Here is a 17539-nt window from a genome sequence, read left to right as displayed (position 1 = left end):
CTGATTATCTTTTGTGAGATACTCTGTTCCATAATCGTGAGGTTTTAAACTTTTAAAGCCATCTCTACTATTGACAGGTTTATTCCCGTTTTCCAGCCAAAGTCAAAATCATTTCTAACAATTTTTGTTCTGACCATTTCTTTCATTTTACAATGCTGATAAATTTACCTGGTTGAACGCAGTTCCTGTTTTACCCTATCTGCAAGAAATATTTTAATCAAAGATTGATAAGGAACGCCCTGGGATGTTGCGAGCGCTCTTATTCTTGACAGCAGATACCCGGGCATTCTTAATGAGATAGATTCTGTAGTGGGTTTCAGATTCGGAAAAATAACGGGTTCGGCTTTAGTTAGGTCAAAGTAGTCGGTTGAATCATGTTTTGCCCAGAACTTCCTTTCTTCATCCTCATTTTTAAACCTCGGGATAGGCTTTAATTTTTTCTTCATACACTCTCCTTTCTTTTTTGCTCATATTTCGTGCTGATATCACCCTGACCTTGTCTTTCGTAATAGTGAACACCACGAAGAGCAATCTCTCTGTTTTTGTTTTGCCATAAAGACCATACCTTTTCTCTTTCTGTGAATGTTTTTCATCCCCGAAAATAAATTTCGGATCGTTTTTAAAAACTTCTTCGGTTTCTCTGTTTGTTACTTTATGTTTGATTAAGTTTTTATCAATGTTGCCCTTATCCCATTCAAAGAAAATCGGTTCAGGTACTATTTTCATAAATATAGTATATCAAAAAAATATGCTTCTGTCAAGTAAAAAATGATTGTTGTAATTTTTTTTGTTTTTAGGTACAGGATTAAGGTTTGTCAATACTCTGGCGAACAGATTTAAATCTTCTCTTCCGTAATTATACTTTTCTTCAGCAAGAACAAATCTTCTTCATCAAAGTATTTGTTTAGTAGTAAAACCGTAATAAAAATGATTCCAAAGATGGAGGCAGTAAGGCACAGAATGCTAAAGTTGAGCAAACGTCCGTGGAAAATACCGAAAGGGATTATAAAATGAATTAACATACAGTTGAAAAAACCGGCCATCAAACAAGCAAGAAAGGGCAAAACAATATGCTTAAAAGATTCGCAAAAAGATGTTTTCAACTCCTTATTTATCAGGTTAATAAAATAAATACCACTAATGGTATAAGATAACGCTGTGCCTATCAAAACTCCCACAAAACCATATACAACAATGAGAATAATGCTTAGTGGTAAATTTAAAAGGAAAACCATTATAGCAACTCTCATCTGATATTCTGGTTTTCCTATTCCTGCAGCTATTACCGCTCCCGGTCCGGTTAAAATATTTATAAAGAACGCAATGGTTAAAATCTGCAGAGACAATGCTGCCTTTTCAAAATCCTGATTCATCCAGGTTAAAATAATTAAGCGGGCATTTATTACAAGGAAAAAACTTAAAGGTAAAGCGATTAACATAACATATTTTATACTCTTAAGGTATAGCAATTTTATTTTACTTATTTCTCTATTAGCATTGAGCTCTGAAACCGCTGGCAACAGAGCGGAAGTAATCAGTAAAATTAATCCTTTCGCTTTTTCAACAATTGCACTACCTAATTGATAGAAAGTTACTAATCCTAAACTCAAGAAATATGTAATCAATAACTTATCAGTTTGTGGGCCGGCTAAACTACCTAATTTAACAACTTGCAACTTATACCCAAACCCAAATAATTTCTTAAACATTTCTTTACTGAACAATAAAGGATTAAATTTTAACTGGGGCAATATTTTAAAGGCGATGATGATGTTGATTATGCTGGTTATGACAAGGATAATGGCATTGTTGACCATTAGTCCTGGTAGTCCATAGCCCCTCTCCAAAAAGAAGATTGTTCCAATAATCATAGGTATAGAGAGGGCTATGGCTATTTTGTTAGTAATATCCATTCGCTGCAAGCCACCTTGAATTGCTCCAAAAGCGCTTAAGGCACTGGAGATGGCAAAGATGATAATCCCGAGTAGAAAGACAAACCAGGCTTCACTGTATAATTCCGGTGGGATATTAAACAAATCGAGCAGGGGGTTTAATAATAAAAAAGGTTAAGGTAAAAATCAATATGGCAAATATTGAATAAAAAATACAACCAGTATTGACAATCTGATTTATGCTTTTATAATCTTTTTTGGTATAATATTCCGCGATATATTTTACAAAAGAAGTTCCGATGCCAAAATCAAGCAAACCAAAATAACCGGTGAGCACAGCCACCATTGCCCAGATGCCAAACCTTTCAATACCAATATGACCGATAATATAGGGAGTTAAGAATAAAGCAACTAATATTCCCCAGAAACTTCCTAAGATATTAAATTTCGTATTTCTGATTATCTTCTGTGAGATACTCTGTTCTGGTTGCAGCATATCCTTCCCTCATTTTGTCCATTCAAATAGAATCTTCTGTTTTGACTGAATAAAAGTTATCTCAAACTTGTCAAAAATATCTGTTCTTCCTAATAGGAGAGGTACCTGCTCAATTTGTGCCCAAGCAATCTTTGCAGGGAAACTCTCTTTCCCGATAGTCAAATTCACCTTAGTATAAATCACACTTACGACTCCATTTAATCCTTGAACTTCATCTATATGTTCTCTCTTTGTCTTTAATCCAAGATACAGTCCAAGCTGATAGGGAATTACCGTAAAATCTGCTCCAGAATCGATGTACATATATTCAACCACTTGACGGCCATTTTCCCCTTTCAAAATTACTTTGGCTACTGGCCGAAAAATAAACGTCCCCTTGGAAGAACGCTCCCTGCGGTATTTAAATTCTATGGGCATCTCTCTTTCCTGTAAAAAATAAAAGCATCGCCTACCGGAACTTTCCAAAGAACAACTTCCTTTTTAGGATATTTCCTCTTCGCTTTTTCATAAACTTTACCAGGGTCCATACCAGAAAGGACTACTTTTTTCTCCGCAATGGCTACATACTTTCCAGCATACTTCGTCAAATCTGCCTTCAAAAACCACTCAAAATTCTTATCCATTTGATTCACCTCCAACTCCAAAATCCAATAAACCAAAATAACCGGTGAGCACAGCCACCATTGCCCAGATGCCAAACCTTTCAATACCAATATGACCGATAATATAGGGAGTTAAGAATAAACCGACTAATATTCCCCAGAAACTTCCAATTGTGTTAAAAATAGTGTTTCTGATTATCTTTTGTGAGATACTCTGTTCCATTTGGATATATTTATCTCTTCATCAATAAGAGTTTTTTAATTATGTTTAAGAATAATCTTTACTCGCCGATAAGGTTCACTGTGCCTGTCATCTTTGTCACTTTTGTCATCTGTTTAACACTGATTCCTATTTTCATTATATTTTCCGCGACCTTACTCTATTTTCTTCCACGACAACGAAATTCTTTTCTAATTCTACTAAGAGACCTATTAACAAACTTTTTATTTTAAAGACTATAAATTCTGGCGATTTTGGTGCGAATCTTAAGAGAATAACACCCCTTACTTGTGCTGTCTACTTGAATACCAATTCAGCAAAATTCTTATCAAAGGTAAGAATTATTCTGTCTTGTTATAATAGCAATGTTTAACATTTTAAAAAATTAAAAGTTTAACATCTTGACAAATTAATAACAGGGTATATGTGCCCCAAGAAGGATTTGAACCTTCGGCACCAGGTTTAGGAAACCTGTGCTCTATCCGGACTGAGCTATTGGGGCATATGGTTTATGCACCTTCTTTAACTTTTAAAATTTCTTCTTCAAGTTCTAAAATCTTTCCTATCTTCTTAAGTGCAGACTTTTCAATCTGTCTTATCATTTCTTTGCTTATCCTGAATGTTTTTGTTACTTCTCAGTAAGTGTTTTTGGGATTCTATTTTCAATTCCAAATCGTAAGATAAAAGACTGTCTTTCTCTTTCTGAAATAGTTTTGTATTGTTTCCACTGCAACAGACTCTATTGTTCTTTCTTTTCTTTTAATACCCCATGCGCTGCTGCAAGCCTTGCCAGAGGAACTCTGTAAGGTGAACAACTTACATAGTCAAGACCCGCCCTGTGGCAGAATTCAACGCTTGAACCCTCGCCTCCGTGTTCTCCACATATTCCACACTTAAGTGTCGGTCTTACACTTCTTCCTTTGCTAACTCCCATTTTTACAAGCTGACCCACACCTGTTTGGTCTAATGAAACAAACGGATCGGATGTAAGAATTCCCTGTCCGATGTAGTATGGAAGGAATTTCCCGGAGTCATCTCTTGAAAAACCGAATGTCATTTGTGTAAGATCATTTGTCCCGAAACTGAAAAATTCAGCCTCCTTAGCAATTGCATCAGAGGTGAGTGCAGCCCTTGGAACCTCTATCATTGTTCCAATCAAATATTCAATTTTGATCTGATGTTCTTTCATCACCTCTTCTGCAGCCTTTGTAATTATTGCCTTCTGGTGGATAAATTCCTGAACATGCCCTACAAGTGGAACCATTACCTCAGGGTGAACACTGCTTCCTGACTTTATAACGGCTGCTGCTGCCTCAAATATTGCCTGTGCCTGCATCTGTGTAATCTCCGGCATAACTATACCGAGCCTGCATCCTCTTAATCCAAGCATCGGATTGAATTCGTGCAGTTCTTCTACTCTATGAAGAAGTGCCTCCAATTGCTTTATGTTGCCTTCAATATCGGTGTCAGGGATTTTTATAATTTTATCAACCCTTAACTGTGTTTTTAGATTTCTTATCGTTTCAGGTGTTACATCTTTCCCGCATTTTAATTCTGCTAAAGAGGTTATAATCTCTTCTCTTTTCGGTAAAAATTCATGAAGCGGAGGGTCCAACAATCTTATTGTTACAGGAAATCCTTTCATTGTCTCAAAAAGCTCTATAAAGTCTTCTCTTTGCATAGGCAAAAGTTTTTGAAGAGACATCTTTCTTGAACTTTCATCTTTTGCAAGTATCATCTCCTGCATCAGAGGAAGTCTTTCCGGGGCAAAAAACATATGCTCTGTTCTGCAAAGTCCGATACCTTCTGCGCCATTTGCTCTTGCTATAATAGCATCTCTTGGTATATCTGCATTTGCCCTTACTTCAAGTTTTCTTATTTGATCTGCCCACTGTATCAGCTCACCATATTCTGACTTTGCCAACTCTTTTATATCCGGTTTTATTGTCGGAACATTACCGAGCATTACCTCGCCTGTTGAGCCATCAATTGCCACATAATCACCCTTTTTAATTTTTATATTACCTATTGCCATTGTGCCTTGTTTTTCATTTATACGAACAGCTGAACAGCCTGCAACACAGGGTTTTCCCATCTGTCTTGAGACAATAACTGCATGGCTTGTTGCTCCGCCTGTTGCTGTTAATACCCCCTGAGAACGGGCAACACCCTCTATATCGTCAGGGCAGGTCTCATTTCTTACAAGAAGAACTTTTTCTCCTGATTTTGCCGCATTTACAGCGTCTTCTGCTGTAAAATATACCTTTCCGACTGCTGCACCGGGAGATGCATTCAACCCTTTGGCAATGACTTTTGGTTTTGCCTTTACATCTATCCTTGGATGAAGAAGCTGGTCAAGCTGTTCCGGTTCAACCCGTAACACTGCCTCTTCTTTTGTTATAAGTCCCTCATGAACCATTTCAACTGCAATTTTTATTGCCGCTGCGCCTGTTCTTTTGCCATTTCTGGTTTGAAGCATATAAAGTCTATTTTCTTGAACTGTGAACTCAAAATCTTGAACATCCCTGTAGTGCTTCTCAAGTTTCTGGGTTATTTCAATCAGCTGGTTGTAGACATCTGGCATCAACGCCTTCATTTCCGATATATTCCTTGGTGTTCTTATTCCCGCTACAACATCTTCGCCTTGCGCATTTGTGAGAAATTCTCCAAAAAACTCTTTTTGACCCGTGGATGGATCTCTTGTAAAACCTACACCGGTTGCAGATGTCTCGCCCATATTTCCGAAAACCATCATCTGTACATTTACTGCTGTTCCGATATTATGCGGTATCTTATACTGTTTCCTATAAAATACTGCTCTTTCGTTGTCCCAGGACTTAAATACAGCACCTCTTGCCATTTTTAACTGTTCCATGGCATCCTGAGGAAATGTTTTCCCCAGTTCTTTTAATTTTTTCTTATATTCTTCAACAAGTCCTTTTAAGTCCTGTGCGTTTAGTTCGGTATCAGATGTAATATTCTTTTTTTCTTTTTTCCCATGCAGTATAGTCTCAAACACATTTTTATCTATATCAAGAACGACATTTCCAAACATTTGCACGAATCTTCTATAGCAATCCCATGCAAACCTTTCATTGTTTGTCTTTTTTACAAGACCTAAAACTGTTTTATCGTTTAATCCCAAATTTAAGATTGTATCCATCATACCAGGCATAGAAAACTTTGCACCTGAACGAACAGACACAAGAAGCGGATTGTCTATACTTGCAAACTTATATGAAGATACCTCTTCAAGTTTTTTTAAGTTTTGTTCCATTTCAATATCTACATCTGAGGGTAGTTTTCCATTACTTGTAAAATATAGATTACAAACCTCTGTTGTAATTGTAAAACCTGGAGGAACAGGAACCCCTATATGTGTCATCTCTGCAAGGTTTGCACCTTTCCCACCAAGAAGAGATTTCATATCTTTCCTTCCCTCTGCTTTACCATTGCCAAAAAAATAAACATATTTTGCCATACCTAACTCCTTCCTATTTCTTTATCCTCTTCGCCAATCAGGAGGATACAGCAGACAGGAGACAGGAGACAGGAAAAACTATTTCTTCCCTACCTCCTACCTACTATCTACTACCTACTATTTCTTTATCTAACATTCATTCAAGCTTTTTATCTAAATACTCTTTTAAGTTTTCAATATGTATTCTTTCCTGTTGCATTGTATCTCTATCTCTTACTGTAATTTTTTTATCTTCTAATGATTGAACATCTACTGTTACACAATACGGTGTTCCTATCTCATCCTGCCTTCTATATAATCTTCCGATAGAACCCGTATCATCATAGACCACATAGTAATTGCCTGGGAAAATATTTTTAATATTTTTTGCAAGTTCAACAATATCAGGGCGATTTCTTAACAGTGGAAGTATTGCCACCTTGACCGGAGCAAGACTGGGATGAAGCCTTAAAACTACACGTTTTTCTCCTCTTACAATTTCTTCCGAATAGGCATCTATAAGAAAAGCAAGCAATGCTCTGTCTACACCGCCTGAGGGTTCTATAACATATGGGAAAAATTTGGTGTTTGTCTTTTCATCAAGAAGACTCAAATCATTTCCGCTTATCTTTGAATGTTGGCGAAGGTCAAAATCTGTTCTGTTCGCAATTCCCTCTAATTCACTTGGCCCCATCGGAAAAAAATATTCTATGTCATAACAATCTTTTGCGTAGTGTGCAAGTTCTTTTTTTTCATGTTGCCTTACCATTAAATGCTCTTTTTTTATGCCCAACCTTTGATACCATAAAAGCCTTTCCTGTATCCAGTATTGATGCCACCTCTGAGCTTCACCGGGTTGTACAAAAAACTCTAATTCCATCTGTTCAAACTCCCTTGAACGAAATATAAAATTGCCTATGGTTATTTCATTTCTAAACGCTTTTCCATACTGTGCAATGCCAAAAGGGAGTTTTTTTCTGGATGTGGTTAAAATATTTTTAAAATTCACAAAGATACCCTGTGCTGTTTCCGGTCTAAGGTATACGGTTGATGTAGAATCTTCAACAGAACCTACAAATGTTTTAAACATAAGGTTGAATTGTTTAGATTGGGTAAGTGCCCCTTTACATTCCGGACAGGTTTGTTTTACTATATCCTCTCTAAATCTCTTTTTACATTCTTTGCAATCAACAAGCAGGTCTGAAAATCCCTGTATATGTCCAGATGCCTCCCATACAGATGGATTCATAATTATACTTGTATCAAGCCCTACGATATCATCCCTCTGATATACAAGTGCTCTCCACCATGATTTTTTTATGTTTTTTTTCAACTCAACCCCAAGAGGCCCAAAATCCCATGTGCCGCTTAGTCCTCCGTATATCTGGCTCCCGGGAAATATAAAACCCCTTCTCTTACAAAGGGAGACTATTTTCTCCATAATGTCGTTCTGTTCCACTTTTTGATCCTTTTTTATTAACCTTAAAAAATCTTTTCTTATGAAATTATTTTGACGGTTTCATTCCACATTTTAGGAAGATTTTCAAAATGGAAAAGCCAGAACCTTTCAATTATATTCAATGCAAATCTTTGCAATGTCCAGTGAACCTTTATCCTTTGTATCTGCTGATAATCCATTCTCAAAAGGCTATTAAGAAGTGCAAATGCGCCAACTGGCACATAGATAATATCCTTAAAATAAGAGAGGCAATTTTCACATACTGTTCCTCCGCCAGCAGGACTAAATCCTGCCTTTACTTCGGTGGTTTTACCGCATCTTATACAATTTTTAAGTTTTGGCGCAAATCCGCACAAGGACAAAAGTTTTATCTGATAGCCGACACATATTCCAAACAAATTATTATATTTCTCAAGAGATAAAATCGTATTGTTTGTAATATCATAAAATCCGCCCTGTCCAAGATGTAGAGCCTTATCTGTCATATCCAGTATAATACTTCCACAGATTAGTTTTTCATAATTGTTTCTTATATTCTCATATCTTTTTATAATATCAGCCTGTGAAATGAGAAAATAATCTTTTTTTGGGTTTTCATAAAAAACAAAGTTTATGCAGGTTAATGGTTCAAGGGTGCTTCCAAAATTTGACTTTTTTCTGTGATACCCCTTTGCAACTGCTCTTATTTTACCGGATTCTTTTGTTAATATTGTTGCAATCCTGCTTGTTTCTTTAAAAGGATAATATTTTATAACAATTCCTGTTGCTTTTTTAATTCTATCCATACTATTTCTAGAATATTTGGAATACCAATGTTGTTATCGTGGCTCCGGTTGAAGCACTGATAATAACTTCCCATACAGCATACATCCTTTTGATATTCTGTTTTGTGCGATAAGAAATGCAAGAATAAATGTTGAAACAATTATAAACCTGTTATTTGAAACGAATGAAGCTGCTGTCCATATGGCAAAAGTCAGTGCAGAATGTCCGCTTGGCACCCCCCCTAAGAGGAGTTTTTTTCTGAAATATCGTCTTTATATATATTGTTGCTGCTAATAAAATAAGCGTAATAAGCGCATCACGCCAGTCCGAATGTCTTAACCTGTTCATACTATCTGTCAACTTCTCAACAAACGGTTATCTGACAAAGATTATATAACCAATCAATAGCGCATTTAATGCCGATATCAAAACACCGCCTGCAACAACATCTTTTATCATTTTGATTACAGGACGAAATTTGTCTGTTACTGTGTTTATTATAAGTTCAATCGCAATGTTAAAAATCTCTGCAAATTATAACCAAAGAAACCGTAAGACCTAAAATCATAATATCACTTTTATTTTCAAGTATAAGCAAGGCAATTATTATAATGACCACCGCAACAATAAAATGCAATCTCATATTCTTCTTGGGTTTTTAGAACATAAACTATCTTCTCTATTGCCGCATTAAAACTATCCACTATTGTTCTGGTAGGTTTCATAAATCCTGAGTAAGTTTTAATATTTTATATTCATAATACCTCATCTTTTTTCTTGATTTTTTATCTTTATCGCTAAAACCAATAAGATGAAGTATGCCGTGTATTATATATCTGGATATTTCTTTCTCAAACGAAATTTTTAGTCTTTTTGAAGTTTCTGATGCAATTTCGGAACATACAAGTATATCTCCTAGGTAATTTTCTTTTTTATGTTTTTCAAATTCAAAAGCAAGCACATCAGTCGGATTATTTTCCTGTCTGTATATTTTATTGTATTTCTGTATTGTATTTTTAGAACATATCACTATTGTTAAAGAACAATTTTTTTTATTAAATAAATCAAGGGTCTGTTGTGCTGTCTTTTTTATCAGTTGTGCCGATATTTTTTGTTTCACCCTTTTCTGTATATATATCCTTTGTCCTTTTACCGTCCGTGTCTGCATATTTTATTCTCCCGTGTAGAGCACCTATAAGTGTTTTTGTAAAAAATTCGACAATTGTGAATTGGGCTCCCCGTTTTTTAATATTTGATTTTGTTTGCCAAAAATCCTTCATTTCTGATCTGTCTGGTATGCGGATATTATTTTCTGTACAAGTTCATGTCTTACAACATCATCAATTGTAAGACGGATAAATTTTATTCCTCCAATATTTTTTAATATAGGTTCTGATTTCAGCAACCCTGTTGCCTTACCCCCCGGAAGGTCGCTTTGAGTTATGTCTCCTGTAATAATTATCTTGCACTCAAAACCCATCCTTGTCAGGCACATCTTTATTTGTTCAGGGGTGGCATTCTGTGCCTCATCAAGTATAACAAATGCATCATTTAGTGTTCTTCCCCTCATATATGCAAGAGGCGCCATTTCTATCGCACCACTTTCTATGTATCTTTGTATCTTTTCAGGGTCAACCATATCATAAAGAGCATCGTAAAGCGGTCTTAGATATGGACCTACTTTTTCAGATATATCACCGGGTAAAAATCCCAGGCTTTCCCCCGTTGCCTCTATTGCAGGACGCACAAGTATTATTCTACTTACTTTTTCCATTGAGAGATATTCAATTGCCATTGCCATAGCAAGATATGTTTTGCCTGTTCCCGCAGGCCCTATACAGAACACAATATCATAATCCCTCATTGTGGCCACATACTGTCTTTGTCCCTCGCTTTTGGGATATATCACCTGTTTTTTTGATGCAACATGTACTGCCCATCGTTCATCTTTTTTCTGCAGGTCTATAACACTTCTGTGTCTTGTATTTTCTACAACATCGTCTTTTTTTATAAAACCATTTAACTTAAATTTATTTTTTAAATCTACAATTATTTTCCTTGCAGACTCAACAGATTTTTCATCCCCTTGAATTATAAGATTATAATCTTTTATAAGAATTTTTGAACCAGTATTTTTTTCAACAATTCTTATGTTCTCGTCATAAGTTCCGAGAATACCGCGAAGTTCATCTATTGATGTTATAGGGATTGTAGATTCAGGCATAAGTTAATTAGACTCAATTTCCTAACAAATAAGGCAGCATAGAAATGTCAAATATCAAATGTCAAATGTCATTACAAATAAGATGTCAATGGCCCTTTAACCTTCTACACCTAAAATACTTAAAACATTTTAACCTTTGAATCTTCTATTTGATATAGATATATCCTCTGTTTCCTTCTATATCTTTATCAACAGTCTTTTTATAAGGTTATTTTTTTATGTGACCCTTCGGATATTCCTCTATCCTTATTTCATATCTTATATCTTTCTTTGATACAGGTTGTTCAAGAAGCGCAGGACTTCCAACAACAACTCCCCTGTTTCCAGTTGTAATATTCTGATCTTTTCTTTCTATTTCCTCTCCTATAATTCTTACTTTATATCCTGCGCAGCCGGTTATTGCAAAACAAAGCACCAGTAAATAAACAATGTTTTTCATAAGCCTCCTCTTTTATAACGCATCCACCTACAATCTTGGTAAAAACGATACTTTTCTTTTTGCATAACATTGGTTTGTTTTTTAACCCCTATTTTTCATTTCTGTTGCGAAAGAACCTTATCTTCGATTTCAGGAAAAGGATTTTGCCATTGCCATCCAGTTTTCCCTGTCCTCCTAAAATGCTCTAATCTCCTTATCGTAATCTCAGTAAATATAGGGTCAATATCAAATGTATATACTTTTCTTTTCAATTGCTCCCCAGCGATCAAGGTAGTTCCAGAATGGGCAAAGAAGTCTACAACTAAATCTTTTTCATCCGTTGCTGATAAAATTATTCTCTCTATTGCTTTCAAAGGTTTCTGGGTATAACAACCGGGGACATTTTCTTCCATCCTATAAAATACTTGCTGAATATCTACCCACACATTGCCAGCTCTTATATACTTCGATTTGCTTCGTTCTAAATTTTCTGTAATTCTTCCATTAATTTCTTTATAGTATCCCCTTAATATTTTAGGAATATCTGTATATTCAGCTTCTACATTAAAATCGGGATTGCCCTTAACATAATAAAGGAGTTCCTGTCTAACCCACATCCAGTTTTTTTGCGTTCCATATCCTCTTTGGTTTCTCATGGTAATGAAATTTTTAGGTTTCAACTCCTTGAATTCTCTTATTAAAATAATAAAATCAGGAAGAGGTTGAAGATTGTCTTTGTAATCTGCACCTAACCAAACATAAAAATGAGCATTTTTATCCATCACTAAAATTGCATTTCGCACCCATTTTTCTGAAAACCTTAAATATTCTCCTATATTTATTTTAAAGAGAGCGTTTGTATTTGCATTTCCCACCGGCACATTATAGGGTGGGTCATTTACAACTAACTTTGCTTTTTCCACGCCCATTATTTTTCTTACATCTTCCAGATTTGTTGCATCCAATACGCCTACCTTATGTCCATTAACTGAGTCCTCCCACACATCTCCATACTTTAACCTGCATAATGGTAATATCTTTTTTTGTAATTCTCCATGAAGGTCTAACCGTTCAAGTCCTTCGGTGGTTCTCCCCTTACTTTTGCCTTTTTCAATAAGGTCTAAATCTGGAAACAAATTCAAATTTTGGTTCTCTTTCACTTTCATATCAATCCGAGCCGAATTTCATATAACTGTCTACTATATTTATATGCAATTCCTTTAACTGCCCTTGAGATACTTCCGATGGTGCTTCTGTCATAAGACATATTGCTTTTTGTGTTTTTGGAAATGCAATTACCTCTCTTATGTTGTCATCACCTGTTATAAGACGAACCAATCTGTCAAGCCCCGGCGCAATGCCGCCATGTGGCGGTGCGCCATATGCAAATGCATTAAGTAAAAATCCAAACCTCAATCTTGCCGTTTCTTTATCTATACCAAGAAGTCTAAATATCTTTTCCTGTAAATCCCTGTTATGAATTCTTATACTTCCTCCTCCTACTTCTAAACCATTTATAATTACATCATATGCCCTTGATCTTACCTTTGAAGGTTCTTTGTCAAGAAGTGCAATATCTTCTTCTTTTGGTGCTGTAAATGGATGGTGTTCTGCCTCCCACCTTCTTTCTTCTGTGTTGTAAAAAAACATCGGAGACTCTGTAACCCAGACCGGTTTAAATATCCCTTCTGGAATTATTCCAATCTTTTCTGCAATATAGCACCTGAGCCTTCCAATCCAGTGAAGAACATCCGGTTCTTTACCTGCCATTACAAAAATCATATCTCCCTGTTTTGCGTCAAACAACTCAATTATTTTTTTCAAAGATTCTTCTTTAAGAAACTTTACCACAGGAGATTCAATCTGCTCCTGTTTTATCTTAAACCAAACAAGTCCACTTGCACCAAATCCCTTCGCAGCTTGCGTAATTTCATCTATCTGGGATCTTGATAAATCGCATTTAACACATATTGCCCTTATGCTTCCCTTTACATCTACAATAGTTTTAAAAACCTTAAACTCTGTATCTTTTAGAATATCCGTTAAGTTTTTAATCTCATATTTAAACCTCAAATCAGGTTTATCTGTTCCAAATCTTTCCATCGCATCTTTGTAGCTTATTATTGGAAAAGGCTCAGGGAGATTAATATTGCTAACCTTTGAAAATATTTCTCTTAAGAGTTCCTCTGTCATATTCATTACATCATTTTCATCTACAAAAGACATCTCCATATCAATCTGTGTAAATTCGGGCTGCCTGTCTGCTCTTAAATCCTCATCCCTGAAACACCTTGCAATCTGATAATATTTTTCAAATCCTGAAACCATTAAAATTTGTTTAAACAATTGGGGAGATTGAGGAAGCGCATAAAATTTTCCCGGATTAACCCTGCTTGGAACAAGATAATCCCTTGCACCTTCCGGTGTTGAGAGGGTAAGAATTGGTGTTTCTATTTCTATGAAACCTTTTTTTTCAAGATATTTTCTTATATACTGAACAATCTTGTGTCTTGTTATAATCTTTTTTTGCATACAGGGTCTTCTTAAATCAAGAAACCTGTATTGAAGTCTTAAATCCTCTGATACATTTAAATTATCTGAAATTTCAAACGGAAGTATTTGAGAATCATTTAATATCTTTAATTCCTTTACATTTATTTCAATATTCCCTGTCAGGATTTTTGGATTTTCTGTCCCGGGCGGTCTTTTCTGGACACTGCCCTTTACATATACAACATATTCATTCCTTAAACCTTCTGCAATTTTATTTTGTTTCGGATTGATTACAAGTTGAATAATACCGCTTCTGTCCCGTAAATCTATAAATAAAAGTCCGCCATGGTCTCTTCTTGAATTAACCCATCCTGCAAGGCATACCTCAGTTTCAACATTTCTTTCATTAATATCTGCACAAGTGTGTGTCCGTTTCATTTTAGAATTTTTCGTCCTCTTTTATGTTCCCCATCCCAACCCTTTGAACCTGCTGGAATACTTTGCCTTCTGTTTGTATAGAAGGTGCGATAATTATCTGTGTAAGTTGAAACTCTTTTATATTCCTTGCACCAACATTTCCCATACTTGTTTGTAGCGCTCCCATAAGATTCTGTGAACCATCATCTAATCTTGCAGGTCCAAATAATATTTCTTCTAATGTGCCGGTTGTTCCAACCTGGACTCTTGTTCCTCTGGGAAGATTTGAGTGAGATGTTGCCATGCCCCAGTGAAAGCCTTTGCCAGGCGATTCTTTTGCTCTTGCGAATGCAGAACCTACCATTACAGCATCTGCACCCGATGCGAACGCCTTGCATATATCTCCGCCTGTTCTCATTCCGCCATCTGTTATTATCGGGACATAATGACCTGTTTTCTTATAATAGAAATCCCTTGCTGACGCACAATCACAGGTTGCAGTTACCTGAGGCACACCAATCCCAAGAACTCCTCTTGTGGTACAGGCTGCACCTGGGCCTATTCCAACCAATAATCCGGCAGGACCTGTTTTTATCAGCGCCAGTGCGGTTTCATATGTTACACAGTTTCCGATAATAACAGGACACTTCATTTTCTTACAAAAATCAGTAAAATTAAGTGCTTTATATTCAGATGACAAATGTTTTGGTGTTGTAACAGTTGACTGAACAATAAAAAAATCAACTCCTGCCTCTTGTGCAATTGCTCCAAACCTTTCTGCATTCTGAGGGATAGTGCTTACAATTGCAGGAAGATTTTCTTTTTTTATCTGTTCAATTCTTTTTGATATAAGGTTTTCTTTTATAGGTTCTATATATATTTCCTGTACCAGTTCTGTTGCCTGTTGTGGAGTGGCTTTTGCAATTTTATCCAGTATCTCATCAGGCTCTTCATACCTTGTCTGGATGCCATCAAGATTTAAAACTGCAAGCCCCCCTACCCTACCCATAGCAATAGCAAATCTTACATCAACAACCCCATCCATTGCCGCTGCAATTATAGGCACCTTAAATCTCTTTCCACCAATCTCCCATGAAGTATCAACCTCGTTTGGATTTATTGTAATTTCCCCCGGGACAAGCGCCACCTCATCAAATCCATAGCAGCATCTTGCTTTTCTTTCGCATCCTATAAATACTTCCATTTTTCCCTCCACCCGCATTAAAGCACCAGTCACCAGAGCACAAGTGCACAAGTGCACAAGTCACCAGACTTCTCCTCGTGAAACTTGCTCTCATGAAAGTTGGGAACGGAAAGCACCAGTCACCTGCTTTTATTATTATAACAGACAGATGTAAATGCAGTCAAGAAAACCATAGTTGTGCAAAACCATACAAATACATTTCCATACATTGTATAAAAGGTCAGTGTTTGTTTTTCCGGTATGTGTATGTCTGCTATCATTATTCCTGTAACATCAATCTGTTTCCCTTTTTCATCTGAGAGCTCTTTTACAATTTTTCCCTGCTCATCTATAAGACAGGTAAGACCTGTATTTGCCACTCTTAAAACAGGTCTTCTATTTTCTATGGCACGAAATACTGACATCTGGGCATGCTGATACTGTTGTCCGGAATCTCTGAACCATGCTTCATTTGTAATATTTATTAGAAGCATAGCGCCTTTTTTTACAAACTTAGATACAAGAGAAGAGTTGGTGTTTTCAAAACATATAAAAACACCCGCAGGAATAGAGCCCTGTGGTTCACCTCTTTTGCCTATGTGCATAATCTTGATATCTTTCCCTTTTGTAAAATTTCCTATTATCTGTCCATGAGGAATAATTTTTCTGAATATAGGAAATATCTTTTCACCGGGCAAATATTCACCAAAGGGAACAAGGTGTATCTTATCGTAATAAGATGTAATTTGCGCATCAGGATTTACAAGAATTGCGCTGTTATATGTTAAGGTATCTGTTTGGCGAAGGGTTCCTATCAATAGCCATGATTTCGTGTCCTGTGCAAGCTGTTCAATCTTTTCCCATATGAAATCCTGATTATAAAATCCAGGTGTTGCTGCCTCAGGCCAAATAATACAGTCTGGTAAATCAAAAGATGCAAGTTTTGTTAAAAGAGAATATTTTTCAAGAATAAGTTCTCTTGCAGAAGGGTCCCATTTTTGTTCCTGAGGAATATTGCCCTGGATAGCGCCGACCCTTAATACCTCACCTTTTTTAATTTCTTTTTTAAGGGAAATATAACCATATGTAAAAACCAAAACAAACAAAAAAAATGAAAAAAAAGTTGAAAATGCTACATTTTTTATTTTTATATCTTTATAGAAAGCCGACCTTAATAATAAGGCAACGGCAAAATTACATGCTATTATTAAAAAGTTTATTCCTGCTGTTCCAGTAAGACTTGCAATCTGTATAATCGGTAAGAACGGTGCTTGTGAATACGCCACTTGCGCCCATCCAAATCCGCCAAACAAGGTGGTGTCTCGGACTTTTTCAAGTAAAACCCATAAAGATGGAACACTTATAAAAAACAAAGGGAAAGGGATTTTTGCTTCTGACAGAAACTTAAAAATAAATGTAAAAACTGCAAAATAAAAAGCAAGGTAGATGCATAAAAGTATATAGCCTGCAAATGTTACCCAGGCAAGCCATCTTATTGTCCAAAGAAAAAAAGAAAGTCCAAAAACAAACCCAAGATAAAATGCCTGTTTTTTTGAAGCATTATAAAGAAGAAAAAATACAGGAACAAAAGAAAACCATGCAACAGAAAAAAAACCAGGCCTTGGGAAAGAAAGCGAAAGCAATATTCCTGTTAAAATAAAAACAATTGTCTTCACATTAAGATGTTTCCTCCAATGGTTGAGAATAAGAAAATACTTTCATAAAATGCATAACTTTATATTGTATTATTTTTTAAAGCCTGAGACCTCTAACTCCCTCAGCACCTCGACACCACACCCAGAGGGTACCCGAAAATACAAATCACATATCACAAACAAATTTCAAAACTCAAATCCTAAACAAATTTTAAATTCCAGGATACAAACCCTGTTTAGAAGTTTTTTATTTCT

Annotated in this window: 19 protein-coding genes and 1 tRNA gene; all 20 read right to left on the bottom strand. The window is 35.9% G+C overall.

Annotation, left to right across the window (positions count from 1 at the left end):
- Positions 1-164: 164 nt before the first annotated feature.
- The 20 genes from B9J78_06130 to B9J78_06035 all read right to left on the bottom strand — a co-directional run bounded on the left by B9J78_06130 (position 165) and on the right by B9J78_06035 (position 17335).
- Positions 165-446 carry a hypothetical protein gene (locus B9J78_06130; GenBank protein ID MBA2124488.1) on the bottom strand — a complete coding sequence of 94 codons (282 nt, stop codon included), beginning with the start codon at positions 444-446 and terminating at the stop codon, positions 165-167.
- Positions 412-726, bottom strand: a complete 315-nt coding sequence (locus B9J78_06125) for a hypothetical protein (protein ID MBA2124487.1) — start codon at positions 724-726, stop codon at positions 412-414. Before B9J78_06125 ends, B9J78_06130 begins: the two co-directional genes overlap by 35 nt.
- Positions 727-836: 110 nt before the next feature.
- Complete coding sequence (locus tag B9J78_06120; GenBank protein ID MBA2124486.1) at positions 837-2045, bottom strand: hypothetical protein; 1209 nt, start codon at positions 2043-2045, stop codon at positions 837-839.
- Entirely contained in the window at positions 2029-2388 is a 360-nt protein-coding gene (locus B9J78_06115; GenBank protein MBA2124485.1) for a hypothetical protein, read from the bottom strand. Before B9J78_06115 ends, B9J78_06120 begins: the two co-directional genes overlap by 17 nt.
- A 9-nt stretch (positions 2389-2397) precedes the next feature.
- Entirely contained in the window at positions 2398-2805 is a 408-nt protein-coding gene (locus tag B9J78_06110) for a hypothetical protein (GenBank protein ID MBA2124484.1), read from the bottom strand.
- The gene (locus B9J78_06105) at positions 2796-3011 is read right to left on the bottom strand and encodes a hypothetical protein (protein ID MBA2124483.1); all 216 of its coding nucleotides are present in this window, start codon (positions 3009-3011) and stop codon (positions 2796-2798) included. The genes B9J78_06110 and B9J78_06105 overlap by 10 nt, the downstream gene beginning before the upstream one ends.
- A complete protein-coding gene (locus B9J78_06100) occupies positions 3004-3213 on the bottom strand; it encodes a hypothetical protein (protein MBA2124482.1) in 210 nt (69 codons plus the stop codon). The genes B9J78_06105 and B9J78_06100 overlap by 8 nt, the downstream gene beginning before the upstream one ends.
- A 424-nt stretch (positions 3214-3637) precedes the next feature.
- Positions 3638-3712, bottom strand: a tRNA-Arg gene (locus B9J78_06095).
- Positions 3713-3949: 237 nt separating this feature from the next.
- Positions 3950-6691 (bottom strand): pyruvate, phosphate dikinase, encoded by a 2742-nt coding sequence (locus B9J78_06090; protein MBA2124481.1) that lies wholly within the window; start codon positions 6689-6691, stop codon positions 3950-3952.
- Between the two features lie 136 nt (positions 6692-6827).
- Entirely contained in the window at positions 6828-8111 is a 1284-nt protein-coding gene (locus B9J78_06085) for a glycine--tRNA ligase (protein MBA2124480.1), read from the bottom strand.
- Positions 8112-8167: 56 nt separating this feature from the next.
- Positions 8168-8914, bottom strand: coding sequence for a DNA repair protein RecO (locus B9J78_06080; protein ID MBA2124479.1), 747 nt, complete (start codon positions 8912-8914; stop codon positions 8168-8170).
- A gap of 33 nt (positions 8915-8947) precedes the next feature.
- A complete protein-coding gene (locus B9J78_06075) occupies positions 8948-9130 on the bottom strand; it encodes a hypothetical protein (protein ID MBA2124478.1) in 183 nt (60 codons plus the stop codon).
- A 139-nt stretch (positions 9131-9269) separates the two neighbouring features.
- A complete protein-coding gene (locus B9J78_06070) occupies positions 9270-9419 on the bottom strand; it encodes a hypothetical protein (GenBank protein ID MBA2124477.1) in 150 nt (49 codons plus the stop codon).
- A 196-nt stretch (positions 9420-9615) separates the two neighbouring features.
- A complete protein-coding gene (locus B9J78_06065) occupies positions 9616-10062 on the bottom strand; it encodes an rRNA maturation RNase YbeY (protein ID MBA2124476.1) in 447 nt (148 codons plus the stop codon).
- 108 nt (positions 10063-10170) lie between these two features.
- Positions 10171-11118 carry a hypothetical protein gene (locus B9J78_06060; protein MBA2124475.1) on the bottom strand — a complete coding sequence of 316 codons (948 nt, stop codon included), beginning with the start codon at positions 11116-11118 and terminating at the stop codon, positions 10171-10173.
- A gap of 208 nt (positions 11119-11326) precedes the next feature.
- Positions 11327-11557: a hypothetical protein gene (locus tag B9J78_06055; protein MBA2124474.1), complete on the bottom strand. Its 231-nt coding sequence runs from the start codon at positions 11555-11557 to the stop codon at positions 11327-11329.
- A 95-nt stretch (positions 11558-11652) separates the two neighbouring features.
- Positions 11653-12702 carry a site-specific DNA-methyltransferase gene (locus tag B9J78_06050; GenBank protein MBA2124473.1) on the bottom strand — a complete coding sequence of 350 codons (1050 nt, stop codon included), beginning with the start codon at positions 12700-12702 and terminating at the stop codon, positions 11653-11655.
- 1 nt (position 12703) lies between these two features.
- Entirely contained in the window at positions 12704-14467 is a 1764-nt protein-coding gene (locus B9J78_06045; GenBank protein ID MBA2124472.1) for an aspartate--tRNA ligase, read from the bottom strand.
- Between the two features lies 1 nt (position 14468).
- Positions 14469-15650, bottom strand: a complete 1182-nt coding sequence (locus B9J78_06040) for an inosine 5-monophosphate dehydrogenase (protein ID MBA2124471.1) — start codon at positions 15648-15650, stop codon at positions 14469-14471.
- A 119-nt stretch (positions 15651-15769) separates the two neighbouring features.
- Complete coding sequence (locus B9J78_06035) at positions 15770-17335, bottom strand: apolipoprotein N-acyltransferase (protein MBA2124470.1); 1566 nt, start codon at positions 17333-17335, stop codon at positions 15770-15772.
- Positions 17336-17539 lie beyond the last annotated feature (204 nt).

The organism is bacterium Unc6 (assembly GCA_013626165.1).
Lineage (GTDB): Bacteria > Omnitrophota > Gorgyraeia > Velesiimonadales > Velesiimonadaceae > Velesiimonas > Velesiimonas alkalicola.
This window is presented reverse-complemented; position numbering and strand designations above follow the sequence as displayed.

Excerpts from the sequence above, each read along its gene's own strand:
- B9J78_06130 (MBA2124488.1), bottom strand. The coding sequence starts at position 446 with ATGAAGAAAAAATTAAAGCCTATCCCGAGGTTTAAAAATGAGGATGAA.
- B9J78_06125 (MBA2124487.1), bottom strand. The coding sequence starts at position 726 with ATGAAAATAGTACCTGAACCGATTTTCTTTGAATGGGATAAGGGCAAC.
- B9J78_06115 (MBA2124485.1), bottom strand. The coding sequence starts at position 2,388 with ATGCTGCAACCAGAACAGAGTATCTCACAGAAGATAATCAGAAATACG.
- B9J78_06110 (MBA2124484.1), bottom strand. The coding sequence starts at position 2,805 with ATGCCCATAGAATTTAAATACCGCAGGGAGCGTTCTTCCAAGGGGACG.
- B9J78_06105 (MBA2124483.1), bottom strand. The coding sequence starts at position 3,011 with ATGGATAAGAATTTTGAGTGGTTTTTGAAGGCAGATTTGACGAAGTAT.
- B9J78_06100 (MBA2124482.1), bottom strand. The coding sequence starts at position 3,213 with ATGGAACAGAGTATCTCACAAAAGATAATCAGAAACACTATTTTTAAC.
- B9J78_06090 (MBA2124481.1), bottom strand. The coding sequence starts at position 6,691 with ATGGCAAAATATGTTTATTTTTTTGGCAATGGTAAAGCAGAGGGAAGG.
- B9J78_06085 (MBA2124480.1), bottom strand. The coding sequence starts at position 8,111 with ATGGAGAAAATAGTCTCCCTTTGTAAGAGAAGGGGTTTTATATTTCCC.
- B9J78_06080 (MBA2124479.1), bottom strand. The coding sequence starts at position 8,914 with ATGGATAGAATTAAAAAAGCAACAGGAATTGTTATAAAATATTATCCT.
- B9J78_06065 (MBA2124476.1), bottom strand. The coding sequence starts at position 10,062 with ATGCAGACACGGACGGTAAAAGGACAAAGGATATATATACAGAAAAGG.
- B9J78_06060 (MBA2124475.1), bottom strand. The coding sequence starts at position 11,118 with ATGCCTGAATCTACAATCCCTATAACATCAATAGATGAACTTCGCGGT.
- B9J78_06055 (MBA2124474.1), bottom strand. The coding sequence starts at position 11,557 with ATGAAAAACATTGTTTATTTACTGGTGCTTTGTTTTGCAATAACCGGC.
- B9J78_06050 (MBA2124473.1), bottom strand. The coding sequence starts at position 12,702 with ATGAAAGTGAAAGAGAACCAAAATTTGAATTTGTTTCCAGATTTAGAC.
- B9J78_06045 (MBA2124472.1), bottom strand. The coding sequence starts at position 14,467 with ATGAAACGGACACACACTTGTGCAGATATTAATGAAAGAAATGTTGAA.
- B9J78_06040 (MBA2124471.1), bottom strand. The coding sequence starts at position 15,650 with ATGGAAGTATTTATAGGATGCGAAAGAAAAGCAAGATGCTGCTATGGA.